Below are 13,953 nucleotides of genomic sequence, written 5' to 3' on the forward strand. Positions count from 1 at the left end.
CCACGGGGCGCGGGCGGTCAGGTGCGGTCGGATACCAGCGGGTGGTCGGCGGTCAGCTCACCGAACCAGCGTTGGCCCCGGCGGAACAGCTCCCGCACGGTCAGGCCGGCGGCGCGGGCGACCGGGTGGACGGCGTGTGTGTCGAGCCGGGCCCAGCGGAACGCCGGGCCGAGCAGCAGCCGACCGGCCCGGTGCGCGGCGGCCACCCGGGCCTGGCCCTGCCACAGCCCGGCGCCGGGCGGCTCCAGCTCGACCAGCACCGTGCCGCCGGGCGCGAGCAGCGCACCGCACCGACGCAGCAGCGCGATCGGATCGCCGCCGATGCCGATGTTGCCGTCGAGCAGCACCACGTGCTCCCACCGGCCCTCAGCGGGCAGCGGATCGAACAGGTTGCCATGCAGGGCGACCGCACCCCGGGCGCGGGTCAGCCGCACCGCCGTCGGGGAGACATCCACACCGACCGCCGTCAGCCCGGCCCGGGCCAGCGCCACGGTGAGCCGACCCGGACCGCAGCCGAGGTCGAGCGTCGGCCCGGCGCACCGGGCGACCACCCCGGCCACCGCCGGCTCGGCCGGGCCGTGCCAGCGGTCCACCGGCAGCCGGCTACGGACACCGTCACCCTGCACCAGCCACCGACCGCCGGCCGGCCGGTCGGCGAGGGCGGCGCCGAAGGCATCGTGGAGCAGTGAGCCCCCGGGCCCGGTGACCCGGACTGCCGTGTCGACCGGGTTCACCGCCGGTCCCCCGGCACCAGGGCGAGTCGAGCCGCCGCGACCTGCCGGGCGAACCGACCCTCGGGCACCTCCATCGCCACCGCGAGGGCGTCGGGCCACTCGTCGACGTCGCGCAGCACCGGCAGCGGCGCGACGCGCAGCCCCCGCCCGGTCAGCGCAGCCCAGGTGTCGTGGCCCGTCGCGGGTGTCGACATCGGTACCTCGCGCAGCACGTCCGCGTACCGGGGATCACGCAGCCCCAGCGACCACCAGCCGCCGTCGCGCGCCCGCCCGAGCACCGCGTCGGCGGTGCACAGCCGGCGTACCGCCGCGCTCAGCCGGGCCGGCGTCAGCTGCGGGGTGTCCATCCCGATCTGGAGCACCGGCCGGCCCGGGTACGCCGCCACCACCTCGGCGTACGCGTTGGCGAGCCGGTCGGCGAGCCCGGTGCCGCGCTGGTCCAGCACCGGCCAGCCGGCCAGCGCGGCGGTCAGCGCGGCAGCGTCCTCCGCCTCGGTCAGCCGGCCCGCGCAGGCCAGCACCGGGGTCACCCCGGGGGTGGCACGGACGGCGTCGAGGGTGTCGCGCAGCGCGGCGGCGGCGATCCGGGCAGCCTGCACGGCGGTGGCCGGAGGGCAGAGCCGGGTCTTCACCGCCCCGGGCACCGGCGCCTTGGCGACCACCAGCAGGACGGTCACCGGGGGCCGCCCATGGTGCGCAGCACGCCGGCGAAGTCGCGGGTGGCGCGCAGGGTGCCCCGGACCGAGCCGGAAACCTTGGACCGGGTACCGGCGGTCCGGGGCGCGTAGGTCACGTCCAACTCCTGGATCCGCCAGCCAGCGGCGGCCGCCCGGATCAGCAGTTCGAGGGGGTAGCCGAAGGCCCGGTCGGCGACGCCGAGGGCGAGCAGCTCGTCAAGGCGGGCCACCCGGATCGGGCTGAGGTCCCGCAGCGGTACGCCCCGGCGCCGCAGCAGCGCCGCGACCAGCGCGGTGCCAGCCCGGGCGTGCCACGGCCACACCCCGGCGCCGACCGGTCGCCGCCGGCCCACGCTGAGATCCGCCGTCCCGGCCGCCACCGGCGCCACCATGGCGGGCAGCTCGCGCGGGTCGAAGGAGCCGTCGGCGTCGAGGACACACACCAGCTCACTGTCGGCGGCCTCCAGGCCGGCGTGCACGGCCGCGCCGTAGCCGCGCCGGGGCTCGTGGACCACCCGGGCACCGTGCCGGGCGGCCACCTCGGGCGAGCCGTCCCGGGAGCCGTTGTCCACCACGATGGCCCGGTAGCCGGGCGGCAGCGCGGTGAGCACGCCGGGCAGGGCGGCCGCCTCGTCCAGGCAGGGCAACACCACGTCGATCTGAGTCGGCATACCGCCGACGCTAGGGCGGCACCGGGCCGGCGGAGGCCGGAATGTGCTTACCGAACGCTTACCACCTGGGCATTTCTTACCGTCCGGTGACGGGCCGGCGGTTCCGCCGACGGAAAGCCGGCTGCCGCCGTACCGTCCGGTGGTCATGACCTCGACCACCGCTCCCGCCGCCGCCCCCGGGCGGACCCCGACCCGCCGATGGCGTGGGGACGTGTTGGTGTTGGGTGTGGAGCTGGCGCTGCTCGCCGCGGCGGTGCTGGTGGGGGCGCTGCTCAACGCGCGCGGCGCCGGCCTGCACGCCGACGCCGCCCCCCTGTACGCGACCTGGCGGCCGCACCTCGGCTGGGGCAGCCCGGCCGCGCTGCTGGTCGCGGTAGCGGTGGTGGGCTGGGGTGCGCGCTGGGCCCGTACCGCGCGGTGGAGCGTCCTGCTGGTCGCCGCGTGGCTGGCGGCGGTGGCCTGGACGCTGTCGTTGGCTTTGGTGGACGGCTGGTCGGCGGGGCTGACCCGGCGACTCACCCCGCAGGCGGAGTACCTGCACGAGGTTCCCCGGGTCACCGACATCCCGGCGATGCTGGCCGGGTTCACCGGCCGGATCCTGGACTTCCAGCCGGACGCCTGGTCCACCCACACCGCCGGGCATCCCCCCGGCGCGCTGCTGATCTTCGTGTGGCTGGACCGGGTCGGCCTGGGCGGGGGCACCGCCGCCGCGCTGGCCTGCGTGCTGGTCGGGGCCACGGTGGCGGTGTCTGTGCCGGTGACCCTGCGGGCGCTGGGCGCCGCCGACGCGGCCCGCGCGGTGACCCCGTTCCTGGTGCTGCTGCCGGGTGCGGTCTGGGTCGGCGCGTCCGCCGACGGCATCTTCGCGGCCGTGGTCGCGGCCGGCCTGGCCCTGCTGGCGGTCCGCGGCCGGGCCACGGCCGCGGCCGGCGGGGCGCTGCTCGGCTTCGCGCTGCACCTGTCGTACGGGTTCCTGCTGGTCGGGGTGCTCGCGCTGGCCGTGCTGGCGCTGCGCCGTACCCACCGCTGGGGCGCGCTGTTCGCCGCCTGCGCCGGGGTGCTCGCCGTGACGGCGATCTTCGTGGCGTCCGGTTTCGAGTGGTGGGAGGGGTACCGGCTGGTGGTCGAGCGGTACTACCAGGGCTGGGCGGCCGACCGCCCGTACGGCTACTGGGTGTGGGCCAACCTGGCCGCCCTGCTGCTCAGCGCCGGGCCGGTGCTCGGGCCGGCGCTGCGCCGGGTGCTGCTGGCCGCCCGGTCGCAGTGGCCGGCCCTGCGCGCCGCGCTGCCGGGTCGCGCGCCCGCGCCGCTGGCGGGGCCGGCGCCGGGTGGCCCGCGCTTCGGTCCGCGCGCGGCGGCGAGCGGGTGGCGGGCCGTCGGCCGGCTGGCCACGCCGGCGGCAGCGGCGGTACGCGCGGCCGGGCCAACCGTAGTGCTGCCGCTGGCCGCCGTGGTGGCGGTGCTCGGCGCGGACCTGTCCGGGCTGAGCAAGGCCGAGGTGGAGCGGATCTGGCTGCCGTTCATCGTCTGGCTGCTGGTGGCCACCGCCCGGCTGCCGGCCGGCTCGCGGCGCTGGTGGCTGGCCGGGCAGGCGGTCACCGCGCTGGCGGTGAACCACCTGGTCTGGACGGTTTCCTAGCCCCGGGGTGAGGCGCCTCGGACGCTGCTACGCGTGGGGCTCCGAGCAAGCGCGACGAATCGGCGCGGTCGCGGCAGCGACGGGTGTGGCGGGTCCGGCAACCGCGACCTGCGCGGCGGGCCCGGCCGCCGTCGACCCGGGCTGGACGCCCCCGACGAGCCTGTCCCGGTTGAGCGTTATGACTGTGAGTCATATTTATGGCTCAGAGTCATAGCGCTCACTGGTGTTACCGCCGCCCGGCCGGCCAGAGCGGCGGCGAGGGCGACAGCCGGTCAGCCCACCAGCGCGGCCGGTTCGCGCAGCGGGTCGGTGGCGAAGTTGGCCACCCCCTCGGCGAAGCCGACCCGGGCGGTGTAGCCGAGCAGGTCGACGGCCCTGCGCGGGTCGGCCACCACGTGCCGCACGTCGGCCGTTCGGGCGCCGCCGACCACCTGCGGCGCCGGTCCGCCCATCGCCTCGGCCAGGGTGACCGCCAGCTCCCCCACGGTGTGCGGCTCGCCCGAGCAGACGTTCACCGGCACCAGCGTGGCCGGCGGCGCGGTGCTGGTCAGCGCCAGCAGGTTGGCCCGCGCCACGTCGGTCACGTGCACAAAATCGCGCCGCTGCCGGCCGTCCTCCAGGACGCGGGGGGCCTCGCCGGCGGCCAGCGCGGACCGGAAGATCGACGCCACCCCGGCATACGGGGTGTCGCGGGGCATCCGGGGACCGTAGACGTTGTGGTAGCGCAGCGCCCAGACCGCCCCGCCGGTCTGCCGGGCCCACGCCGCGGCCAGGTGCTCCTGGGCGAGCTTGCTCGCCGCGTACGTGCTGCGCGGCTCCAGCGGGGCGTCCTCGGGGACCAGCGCCGGGTCGAGCCCGAGGCCGCAGTGCGGGCAGCTCGGGTCGTACCGGCCCGCCTCGACGTCCTCGGCACGCCGGGGTGCCGGACGCACCGTGCCGTGGCCGGGACAGGTGTAGCGCCCCTCTCCGTAGACGACCATCGAACTGGCCAGCACCAGCCGGCCGATCCCGGCCCGGTGCAGCGCCGCCAGCAGCACCGCCGTGCCGTAGTCGTTGTGCGTGACGTAGTCGGGGGCGTCGGACGGGTCCAGGCCGTGCCCGACCATCGCCGCCTGGTGGCAGACCGCGTCCACCCCCGCCAGCAGCCGGTCCAGCAGCGGGCCGTCGCGGACGTCGCCGCGTACCACGTCGTGCCGGCGCGACCAGACGGGCAACTCCCCGCCGTGCGCCTGCGGCAGCAGCGCGTCCAGCGCCACCACCTCGTGCCCCTGCTCGATGAGCAGGTCCACGACCTGCGACCCGATGAACCCGGCCGCGCCGGTGACCAGTACCCGCATACCCGCTCACGCTAGGGCGGACCAATGCCGGGCGGGTCGGTTCGGCCGACCCGTAAGGAGTTCGCAACAGCTCGGCGGGCACGAACGCCCCGGTAAGCGTTCGGTAATGCGGCAAACCCGACCGAGCCGTACCCGCGCGTTCTAGCCTGCCCGCAGTGCACCCGCCGATGACGGCGGCCCGGCGCCCCCGGTCGGGGCGCGGGCGACGCACGACGGCGAGGAAGGAGCGGCGGTGTTGACCAGCAGGCCCGGTCCGAGCACCGGTGGGACCGACGCGCCCGCGCCGGACGCGGACGGCTACGGCGCGCCCCGCCGGTTGTGGCGGGCCCTGGACCGGAACCGGCCACCCGGTGTGGACGCGGCCGACCGGAGCTGGCGCAGTCCGTTGCGCGGCCCCTGGCTCACCGCTGTGTACGGGTCGGTGCTGCTGGTCGCGCTGCCCCTGGTGATCGTCACCGGGCTGCTCGACTACGCCGCCTACGGCCCCCGGTTCGACCAGGCGTTCCCGAGCAACGTGGGCTGGCTGCGGCTGCCCACCTTCGACTGGCCGACGCGGCCGTCCTGGCTGTTCCGGGTCACCCAGGGGCTGCACGTGACGCTCGGGATCGTGCTCATCCCGGTGGTGCTGGGCAAGCTCTGGTCGGTGATCCCGAAGCTGTTCAACTGGCCGCCGGCCCGCTCGCTGGCCCAGGTGCTGGAACGGCTCACCCTGCTGCTGCTGGTCGGCGGGATCCTGTTCCAGATCGCCACCGGCCTGCTCAACATCCAGTACGCCTACCTCTTCGGCTTCGACTTCTACACCGCCCACTACTTCGGCGCCTGGATCTTCACCGGCGCGTTCGTGGCGCACGTCGTGCTCAAGCTGCCCCGGCTGATCACCGCGCTGCGGTCCCGCCCGCTCGGCGCGGAGCTGCGTACCCCGCGCGCCGCGACCCGGCCCGAGCCGCCCGACCCGGACAAACTGGTCGCCGCACGGCCCGGGCCGGCGACGGTCAGCCGGCGCGGCGCGGTCGGTCTGGTCGGCGGTGGCGCGCTGCTGCTGGCCGCGCTGACCGTCGGGCAGAGCCTGGACGGGCCGCTGCGCCGGACCGCGCTGCTGCTGCCCCGGGGTCGCCAGCCCGGTCCCGGTCCGAACGGCTTCCCGGTCAACCGCACGATCGCCGCCGCCGGCGTACGCCCCGAGCAGACCGGCCCCGGCTGGCGACTGATGCTGCGCGGCAGCGGCCGGACGGTGACCCTGGACCGGCCCGGGCTGCTGGCCATGGCGCAGCACACCGCCGCGCTACCCATCTCCTGTGTGGAGGGCTGGTCGACCCGGCAGACCTGGACCGGCGTACGGCTGCGGGACCTCGCCGCCCTGGTCGGGGTCGCCGACCCGGCCGCCGCACGGGTGTCGTCGTTGGAGCGGGCCGGGCTGTTCCGGACGGCGGTGCTCGCACCCAACCAGGTCCTCGACCCGGACTCGCTGCTCGCCCTGCGGGTGAACGGCGTGGACCTCTCCCCCGACCATGGCTACCCGGCGCGGGTCATCGTGCCGGCACTGCCCGGGGTGCACTGCACGAAGTGGGTCGCGGAGATCGACTTCCAGGGCCGGGCCGATGACTGACCTGGGGGCTCGGATGCGCGACGGCTACGGCGCCGGGCCTCGGCACCTGATCGTGGTGACGGCCGCCATCGTGCTCGCCGGCTGGGTGGCGCTGCGGCTGGCCGGGGAGGCGACCGCCGGCCGGATGCTGCTCTGGTTCCTCGGCGCGGTCATCGCCCACGACCTGGTGCTCTTTCCGGCGTACGCGACCGCCGACCGCGTGCTGCGCGCGCTGGTGCGGCCCCGGGCGGGCAAGCGGGTCGCCCTGCTCAACCACCTGCGGGTGCCGGCGCTCGCCAGCGCCCTGCTCTTCCTGGTCTTCGCCCCCGGCATCCTGCGGCTGGGCGAAACCACCCACCTCGCCGCCACCGGCCAGGACCAGCACCCCTACCTGGTGCGCTGGCTCCAACTCACCGTCGCCCTGTTCCTCCTCAGCGCCCTGGCATACGCCCTGCGCGCTCTCCCCCGCCGGCGTCAGTCATCCGGGAAGCGGTCGGAGAGGGCGTAGCGGAGCAGGACCACGTCGCCGATCTGGCGGGCCTCGGCCAGCCTCGCCCGGCGGCCGGGGTGCCAGGGGAAGCGACCCTCGCCGACGAACCGGGGCGCCCGGCCGTCGCCGACGAAGAACGGGGCGACCACCAGGTGCAGTTCGTCGGCGAGGCCGGCGGTGAGGAACTGGGCGTGCACCGTCCCACCACCCTCCACCATCAACCGCCGCACGCCCCGGGCGGCCAGGTCGGCCAGCAGCCATCCGGGGTCGACCGGCTCGCCGGCGTCCACCACCGTGGCCAGCCGGCGGAGCCGTTCCCGGGTCTTCTCCAGCGCGTCGGTGGCGCAGTAGACGAGTCGGTCCGCGTCGCCGGCGGTGAAGAACCGGGCCGTCGGATCGAGGTCGCCCCGGGCGGTCAGGGTGACCTTGACGGGCGAGGCGGGCCGCCCGCACGCCACCCGCTCGGCCCGCCGCCGGGCCGAGCGCACCAGCAGCCGGGGATCGTCGCGGCGGACGGTGCCGGCGCCGACCAGGATCGCGTCGCAGCTGGCCCGGACCGCGTCGACCCGATCCAGATCGTCCGCGTTGGACAGCAGCAGCCGCTGGTCGGAGGCGTCGTCGATGTACCCGTCGATCGAGGTGGCGCAGCTCAGCAGCACGTACGGCCGCGCCAGCGCCGGCCGGCAGCTCACCGGGGGACGGGCCGGTCGGTGGTACGGCTGGCCGGCGCGGGCGGCGGCGCCACCGCCTCCGCCGCCTCGGTCTCCGCAGCCTTGGCCGCCTTCGCCGCGAGGTAGTTGGCGTTGGCCGGGGAGAGGTAGATGCCGGTGGGCACCCGCTCGGCGACCACCACACCCATGCGGCTCAACTGCTCGGCCTTGTCCGGGTTGTTGCTGAGCAGCCGGATCCGGGGCACGCCCAGGGTGGCCAGCATCTGCGCGGCGACGCTGTAGTCCCGCTCGTCCTCGCCCCGGCCGAGCGCGACGTTGGCCTGGTACGTGTCCAGCCCGGCGTCCTGGAGGGCGTACGCGTCGAGCTTGGCGTACAGGCCGATGCCCCGGCCCTCCTGACGAAGGTAGAGCAGGAAACCGCCGCTCTCGGCGATCCGCTGCACGGCCTCGCGCAACTGCGGCCCGCAGTCGCAGCGCTGGCTGCCGAACACGTCGCCGGTCAGGCACTCGCTGTGCGGACGGACCAGTGGCGGCTCGCCGTCGGCGGCGAGCCGGTCCAGCGCACCGGCCCAGTCGCCGAGGCCGAGGGCGAGGTGCTCCCGACCGTCCACAAGGCCCTTGAACGTGAACACCCGGGTGGTCGTGGTGTAGCCGTCGGGGAACGTCAGCGGCACCGTGACCTGCGTACGGACCGTGACGACCGGCAATGTTTCGGGCATGGGACTCCTTTGTCCGGCGTCACCGCCGTGCGGCGACGCGTACCGTCTCACAACCGGATCAACAGCCGCCGCCGGGAGCGGCTTCCCGGGTGGCGGCAGGAATCCGGGCCCGCCGGGCGAGCAGCACCGCGGCGCCGGGCAGGCTGGCAACCAGCACCAGTGCACCGTAGACGGTGGCGGTGGCGACGCCCTCGGTGGCGCTGAGCCCGGCCGCGCCGAACGCCCACGCGGCCACACCCTCGCGCGGGCCGAAGCCGGCGACGTTCAACGGCAGGCCCATGGCGAGCAGGGCGAGCAGGGTGAGCGGCAGCAGCCGGGTCAGCGGGGCGTCCGAGCCGGCGGTACGCGCCGCCACCAGGAAGGTGGCGAGGTGACCGGCGACCATCACGGCGGAGGCGATCAGGACGCCGAACCACGTCCGCCGGGCGAGCAACCCGGCCCGGACGTCCGCCACGGCGGTCCGTAGGGCCCGCGCCCACCGCGACCGGCCGGTCTGCGGCAGGACCCGCGCCAGCAGCACGGCGGCCAACCCACCCGCGACCAGCAGCGCGGCGGCGGCCGGCAGGTACGGCCGCACCGGGGACGGGAACGCGGCGAGCACCACCAGCGCGACGCCCACCAGGACCACCTGGCCGGCGGTACGCTCCCAGACCACCGCGCGGATACCCCGGCTGACGTCACCGGCGTCCCGGCCGTGGCGTAGCGCCCGGTGCACGTCGCCGAGCACCCCGCCGGGCAGGGTGGCGTTGAGGAACACCGCCCGGTAGCAGTGCGCCACCGCTGTCGCCAGGGGCAGCCGCACGCCCAGGCCGCCGGCGACCAGGCTCCACCGCCAGGCCGCGCAGACCGTGGTGAGCACACCGATGAGCAGCGCCGCGGCCAACGCCGGCGCGTCGATCAGCCGCACCCCGGCGAGGAACGGGCCGCCACCCACCTGCCACAGCAGGGCGGCGAGCAGGCCCACCCCGCCGACCACCCGTGCCCAGGCCCAGAACATCGGCGCCGGTCCTCCCCTGAAGATCGTCCACTTGCCCTAGTGCACGTACCGGGAGCGCGAGCGGTTCATCCGCCGGCCAGGAGGTCCCGGTGCTCGACCAGCACCCCGAGCCGGCCGGCCGCCGCGTCGGCCAGCCGGCGCTGGGCGTACGCCCGGGCCGGGCCGGCCAGTTCCGGGCGCTGTTCGCAGGCCGCGCCCAGCCAGCCCCGGAACCACTCGGCGGTCAGGTCGGCCTGGTCCGGGCCGAGTCGCCACGGGCTGGGCCGTTCCCGGACCGGGACGCCCCGGCGGGCGAACGCGGCGGCGGTGGCGGCGACGGCGTCCGGGCCGAGCAGCCGCCGGCCGTCGACGGTGCGCCGCTGGTGGTCGTTGAACGCGGCCTCGATCGTCGGGTCCAGCGGGTCGGCCGGGGTGAGCCGGACCCGCCCGGTGACCGAGATCGCGAACAGGGTGGGCCGGCCGGCGTCGGCGCAGGCGCCGACCACCCGCTCGACCTCCTCCGCGGTCAGCATGTCCAGCAGCGCGGACGCGGTGACGAGGGCGCCGTCGGCCAGGTCGGCGGCGGTGAGCCGGGTGAGGTCGCCGCACCGGGTGCTGACCGTGACCGGTGCGCCGTCGGCGGCGGTGACCCCGGCCATGCCCTCCGCGGCCCGGGCGAGCAGGTCGGCGTCCCGGTCGTGCAGGACCCAGTGCTGCGGGCCGGGCAGCCAAGCCGCCAGCCAGCGGCACATCGAGCCGGTGCCGCTGCCCAGGTCGTGGATCAGGGCCGGAGCGTCGCCGACCAGCCGGGGTCGGATCACGTCCACCAGGTCCTCGGCGCGGGCCGCCGCGTCGGCGGGCTCGCGCAGCCGCAGCCAGTCGGCGAACGGCAGGGTCTCCTCGACGGTCATGCCGCCACCTCCTCGAGCACGGCAGCCAGCAGCGCGGTCGTCACCGGCCAGTCGGTCAGGGTGTCCCGCCGGGCCAGGGCGGCGTGCCGCAGCCGGGTACGCAGGGCGTCGTCGCCCAGCCAGCGCATCAGCGCGCCGGCCAGCGCGGCCGGGTCGTCCGGCGGGACCAGCAGCCCGGGCCGGTCACCGCCGGGGGCCCGGCCGAGCGCCTCCGGCAGGCCGCCCACCTCGGTCCCCAGCACCGGCAGGCCCCGGGCCAGCGCCTCGGTGACGACCATCCCGTACGTCTCGCCGCGCGACGGCAGCACCAGCAGGTCGGCGGCGGCGTACGCGGCGTCCAGCGCGGCGCCGGTCAGCGGGCCGGCCAGCCGGACCCGGTCGGCGATGCCCGCTCCGGCGAGCCGCTGACGCAGCCGGTGCACCAGCTCCGGCTCGCGGGCCAGCGTGCCGGCGCAGACCAGCGTCCACGGCAGCCCGGCGAGCGTGGACAACGCGTCCACCAGCACGTCATGTCCCTTGTGGCGGGTGACGGCCGCGACGCAGAGCAGCCGGTCGCCGGCTACCGAGCCGGGCGCCGGCGGGGCGGGCATCGCCCCCGGCGGCGCGGCCCGGACCCGGTCGGCCGGCAGCGGGTGGCGGGCCAGCAGCCGGCGGCGCGTCCACTCGCTGGTCGTGACGACGGCCCGGGTCGTGGCCAGGGCGCGGGCCTCGGCCTCGTCGTCCAGCGGCAGGTGCACCAGGACGACCAGGCGCAGCCGTCGGGCGTGCGGGACGAGCAGGTCCGGAACGGTCGAGGCGATCAGGCCGTCGAGCAGCACCACGGAGTCGTCCGGCGCGGCGGCCAGCAGCCGGGCCAGCTCCACCCGGTCGGCCGGGTCGGGGTACGGCCAGGCGCCGGGCACCGGATGTTCGTGGACCGACCAGCCCCGCTCGCCGAGCCCCCGGCAGATCCGCCGATCGTAGGAGTTGCCGCCGCTGGGCGTGGCCGGGTCGTCGATGTCGCCGGGCAGGACGACATGCACCGCACGGCCGGGCGAAGCGGGCCGGTCGACCGGCGTCGCCCGGCCCGCCCCGATCACAGCGACCGCTCGTAGCTGGCCCAGGCGACGTGTGACTCGTGCAGGGTGACGGTGATGCCGGCCAGCCCGCGCGCCCCGGCGCCCAGCTCACCGGCGTGCACCCGCTCGGCCAATCGGTCGGCGACGGTACGGGCCAGCACCTCGGTGGTGGTGTTCACCCCGGCGAACGCGGCCTCGTCATCGAGGTTGCGGTAGGTCAGCTCGCCGAGCACGGCCCGCAGTTGCTCGGTGGCCAGGCCGATGTCGACGACGATGCCATCGGCGTCCAGGTCGGGCCGCCGGAACGTCGCGTCCACCACGAAGGTCGCGCCGTGCAGGCGCTGGGCCGGGCCGAACACCTCGCCCCGGAAACTGTGGGCGATCATCATGTGATCCCGAACGGTCACGCTGAACACGGTCACTCCCCGTCGTCGTAGGTGATGAGGTGGCAGAGCGCGGCAAGGTCACCCGCGCTCAGTCGAGCGAGGACGTCGGGCAGCTCCGCGAACCGGGACGCGCCGGTGATCAACGCGTCGAAGGCCGGATCGTCGAGCAGGTCCAGGGCGAGCGCCAGCCGGTCGGTGTAGCTGCGCCGCCCCCGCCGTGCGGGCGCCACCATGCCGACCTGGCTGCTGCGCACGGTCAGCCGTCCGGAGTGGAACGCCCCACCGAGCGACACCTGCACCGGGCGGTCGCCGTACCAGCTCAGCTCGATCACCGTGCCCTCGGGCGCGAGCAGGTCCAGCGAGCGTTGCAGGCCGTCGGCGGTGGCGCTGGCGTGCACGACCAGGTCCCGGTCCCCGGCCGCGTCGGCCGGTTGGGCGAACCCGACGCCGAGCGCGCCCGCCACCCCCGCCCGGCGGGCGTCGGTGTCGACCAGTTCGACCTGCACGCCGGGGAACCGGGCGAGCAGCGCGGCGACGCAGCAGCCCACCATGCCCGCGCCGACCACGCTGACCCGGTCGCCGACCAGCGGCGCGGCGTCCCAGAGCGCGTTCACGGCGGTCTCCACCGTGCCGGCGAGCACCGCGCGGGCGGGCGGCACGTCGTCCGGCACCGGCACCACGGCGGTGGCCGGCACGACGTACGCGCTCTGGTGGGGGTGCAGGCAGAAGACCGTGCGCCCGAGCAGCTCCGGTGGGCCCTGCTCGACCACGCCGACGCTGAGGTAGCCGTACTTCACCGGGCCCGGGAAGTCGCCCTCCTGAAAGGGCGCGCGCATCGCGGCGTGCTGGTCGGCTGGCACCCGGCCGGCGAAGACCAGCGTCTCGGTGCCCCGGCTGACCCCGGAGTAGCGCGCCCGGACCAGCACCTCGTCAGGGCCCGGTACGGGCAACGACACCGGCCGGATCTCCGCCGCGCCGGGCTCGCGCACCCAGCAGGCGTACGCCTCGCGGATCACCGTCGCGCACCTCACCTTTGCTCCGGGCCGAACCGAACGGCCTCGTTTTCCGTGTTCCCTATCGGGGTCGTCGATCATAAACACGGAGGTACGGTGCCCACGATTCGAAGTGGTCCGATGATCGGGCTGAGCGCGCAACTGGTCGTGTTGGCGGCGCTGGCCGTCACGGTGGGGCTGGGCGGCGCGGGCTGGCTGGTCGGGACCGGCTATGCAGTGGTCACCTGCCTCGCGTTGAGCCGGGGCCTGCACCGGGCCGGTGCGTTCCGCCTCGGCCCGGCCGACCGCGTGACGCTGACCCGGGCCGTCTTGGTCGGCGCGGTCACCGCGCTGGTGGCGGACTCGTTCGGCCGGCCCGCGCCGGTGGGGTTGCTGGTCGCCGTGAGCGCGGTGGCGTTGCTGCTGGACGCGGTGGACGGGCAGGTGGCGCGGCGCACCGGCACGGTGAGCGCGCTCGGCGCCCGCTTCGACATGGAGGTCGACGCGTTCCTGATCCTGGTGCTGAGCGTGCACGTCGCGCCGGCCGCCGGCGGATGGGTGCTGGTTATCGGCCTGATGCGGTACGCGTTCGTCGCGGCGAGCGCGGTGCTGCCCTGGCTGGGCGGGTCGCTGCCGCCGCGCTACTGGCGCAAGGTGGTGGCCGCCGCGCAGGGGGTGCTGCTGGCGGTGGCCGCGGCGGAGGTGCTGCCCGAGCCGTGGACCACGCTGGTGCTGGTGGTGGCGTTGGCTCTGCTGGTCGAGTCGTTCGGCCGGGACGTGGCGTGGTTGTGGCGGCGCCGGCCGACGCTCCGGCAGGCCCACCCGGTGCCGGCTGCCACGACAGCGCCGACGGCGCCGCCTGTCATGCCAGCGCGGACCGCGTCGGTACCGTCTGCCGTGCCGGCGCGAACCGCGCCGCCGGTGCCCGCCCCGGTGGCCGGGCCGGTGGCTCTGCCGCCCCTGCTGCCGGTGGTCGTCCGGTCGACGGTGGCACTGCCGCCCCTGCTGCCGGTGCCCGCTCCAGCGCCCGCGATGGCGGCCGGCTCGGGCGGTACGGTCCACTCCGACTGGAGGCTGTGATGACCCTTCCCGCCCAGGTACGCCGAC

The 13,953-nt window shown here is 76.2% G+C and carries 15 protein-coding genes; 4 read left to right on the forward strand and 11 right to left on the reverse strand.

What is annotated here, in order from left to right; genetic code table 11:
* Positions 1–17: 17 nt before the first annotated feature.
* Genes BUS84_RS09830 through BUS84_RS09840 form a run of 3 tightly spaced genes read right to left on the reverse strand, consistent with a single transcriptional unit; the run spans position 18 to position 2,082 of the window.
* Positions 18–734, reverse strand: coding sequence for a class I SAM-dependent methyltransferase (locus BUS84_RS09830; RefSeq protein ID WP_074310712.1), 717 nt, complete (start codon positions 732–734; stop codon positions 18–20).
* Positions 731–1,411 (reverse strand): TIGR04282 family arsenosugar biosynthesis glycosyltransferase, encoded by a 681-nt coding sequence (locus BUS84_RS09835; protein ID WP_074310713.1) that lies wholly within the window; start codon positions 1,409–1,411, stop codon positions 731–733. The genes BUS84_RS09830 and BUS84_RS09835 overlap by 4 nt, the downstream gene beginning before the upstream one ends.
* The gene (locus tag BUS84_RS09840) at positions 1,408–2,082 is read right to left on the reverse strand and encodes a glycosyltransferase family 2 protein (protein ID WP_074310715.1); all 675 of its coding nucleotides are present in this window, start codon (positions 2,080–2,082) and stop codon (positions 1,408–1,410) included. Before BUS84_RS09840 ends, BUS84_RS09835 begins: the two co-directional genes overlap by 4 nt.
* 145 nt (positions 2,083–2,227) lie before the next feature.
* Between BUS84_RS09840 and BUS84_RS09845 the strand changes: the two genes are divergently transcribed.
* Positions 2,228–3,721, forward strand: a complete 1,494-nt coding sequence (locus tag BUS84_RS09845; protein WP_074312416.1) for a hypothetical protein — start codon at positions 2,228–2,230, stop codon at positions 3,719–3,721.
* Positions 3,722–3,993: 272 nt separating this feature from the next.
* Here BUS84_RS09845 and BUS84_RS09850 read toward each other — a convergent pair whose 3' ends face one another.
* Entirely contained in the window at positions 3,994–5,058 is a 1,065-nt protein-coding gene (locus BUS84_RS09850) for an NAD-dependent epimerase/dehydratase family protein (protein ID WP_074310717.1), read from the reverse strand.
* Between the two features lie 232 nt (positions 5,059–5,290).
* Between BUS84_RS09850 and BUS84_RS09855 the strand changes: the two genes are divergently transcribed.
* Together BUS84_RS09855 and BUS84_RS09860 are read left to right on the forward strand one after the other, a co-directional pair.
* Positions 5,291–6,664: a molybdopterin-dependent oxidoreductase gene (locus BUS84_RS09855; RefSeq protein WP_425293427.1), complete on the forward strand. Its 1,374-nt coding sequence runs from the start codon at positions 5,291–5,293 to the stop codon at positions 6,662–6,664.
* The gene (locus BUS84_RS09860) at positions 6,657–7,151 is read left to right on the forward strand and encodes a hypothetical protein (RefSeq protein WP_074310719.1); all 495 of its coding nucleotides are present in this window, start codon (positions 6,657–6,659) and stop codon (positions 7,149–7,151) included. Before BUS84_RS09855 ends, BUS84_RS09860 begins: the two co-directional genes overlap by 8 nt.
* Here the strand turns inward: BUS84_RS09860 and BUS84_RS09865 are convergent.
* The 7 genes from BUS84_RS09865 to BUS84_RS09895 form a co-directional block, all read right to left on the reverse strand.
* Entirely contained in the window at positions 7,118–7,825 is a 708-nt protein-coding gene (locus tag BUS84_RS09865) for a RibD family protein (RefSeq protein WP_208869564.1), read from the reverse strand. The genes BUS84_RS09860 and BUS84_RS09865 overlap by 34 nt on opposite strands.
* The gene (locus BUS84_RS09870; RefSeq protein ID WP_074310721.1) at positions 7,822–8,523 is read right to left on the reverse strand and encodes a GTP cyclohydrolase II; all 702 of its coding nucleotides are present in this window, start codon (positions 8,521–8,523) and stop codon (positions 7,822–7,824) included. The genes BUS84_RS09865 and BUS84_RS09870 overlap by 4 nt, the downstream gene beginning before the upstream one ends.
* Positions 8,524–8,581: 58 nt before the next feature.
* Entirely contained in the window at positions 8,582–9,520 is a 939-nt protein-coding gene (locus BUS84_RS09875; RefSeq protein WP_074310723.1) for a lysylphosphatidylglycerol synthase transmembrane domain-containing protein, read from the reverse strand.
* A gap of 65 nt (positions 9,521–9,585) precedes the next feature.
* Positions 9,586–10,410 (reverse strand): methyltransferase domain-containing protein, encoded by an 825-nt coding sequence (locus BUS84_RS09880; RefSeq protein ID WP_074310725.1) that lies wholly within the window; start codon positions 10,408–10,410, stop codon positions 9,586–9,588.
* On the reverse strand, positions 10,407–11,486 hold the full coding sequence (locus BUS84_RS09885) for a glycosyltransferase family 4 protein (protein WP_074312422.1): 1,080 nt from the start codon (positions 11,484–11,486) through the stop codon (positions 10,407–10,409). The genes BUS84_RS09880 and BUS84_RS09885 overlap by 4 nt, the downstream gene beginning before the upstream one ends.
* Positions 11,486–11,884, reverse strand: coding sequence for a 6-pyruvoyl trahydropterin synthase family protein (locus BUS84_RS09890; RefSeq protein WP_074312424.1), 399 nt, complete (start codon positions 11,882–11,884; stop codon positions 11,486–11,488). Before BUS84_RS09890 ends, BUS84_RS09885 begins: the two co-directional genes overlap by 1 nt.
* Positions 11,885–11,886: 2 nt before the next feature.
* Entirely contained in the window at positions 11,887–12,870 is a 984-nt protein-coding gene (locus tag BUS84_RS09895; protein WP_074310726.1) for a zinc-dependent alcohol dehydrogenase, read from the reverse strand.
* A gap of 93 nt (positions 12,871–12,963) precedes the next feature.
* Here BUS84_RS09895 and BUS84_RS09900 point away from each other — a divergent pair, with 93 nt between their 5' ends.
* On the forward strand, positions 12,964–13,926 hold the full coding sequence (locus BUS84_RS09900; RefSeq protein WP_074310728.1) for a CDP-alcohol phosphatidyltransferase family protein: 963 nt from the start codon (positions 12,964–12,966) through the stop codon (positions 13,924–13,926).
* Positions 13,927–13,953: the final 27 nt, after the last annotated feature.

It is taken from the genome of Micromonospora cremea (assembly GCF_900143515.1).
Lineage (GTDB): Bacteria > Actinomycetota > Actinomycetes > Mycobacteriales > Micromonosporaceae > Micromonospora > Micromonospora cremea.

Bases quoted from the DNA above. Each gene is read 5' to 3' on its own strand.
- BUS84_RS09845 (WP_074312416.1), top strand. From the start codon at position 2,228: ATGACCTCGACCACCGCTCCCGCCGCCGCCCCCGGGCGGACCCCGACC.
- BUS84_RS09850 (WP_074310717.1), bottom strand. From the start codon at position 5,058: ATGCGGGTACTGGTCACCGGCGCGGCCGGGTTCATCGGGTCGCAGGTC.
- BUS84_RS09870 (WP_074310721.1), bottom strand. From the start codon at position 8,523: ATGCCCGAAACATTGCCGGTCGTCACGGTCCGTACGCAGGTCACGGTG.
- BUS84_RS09880 (WP_074310725.1), bottom strand. From the start codon at position 10,410: ATGACCGTCGAGGAGACCCTGCCGTTCGCCGACTGGCTGCGGCTGCGC.
- BUS84_RS09840 (WP_074310715.1), bottom strand. From the start codon at position 2,082: ATGCCGACTCAGATCGACGTGGTGTTGCCCTGCCTGGACGAGGCGGCC.
- BUS84_RS09875 (WP_074310723.1), bottom strand. From the start codon at position 9,520: ATGTTCTGGGCCTGGGCACGGGTGGTCGGCGGGGTGGGCCTGCTCGCC.
- BUS84_RS09860 (WP_074310719.1), top strand. From the start codon at position 6,657: ATGACTGACCTGGGGGCTCGGATGCGCGACGGCTACGGCGCCGGGCCT.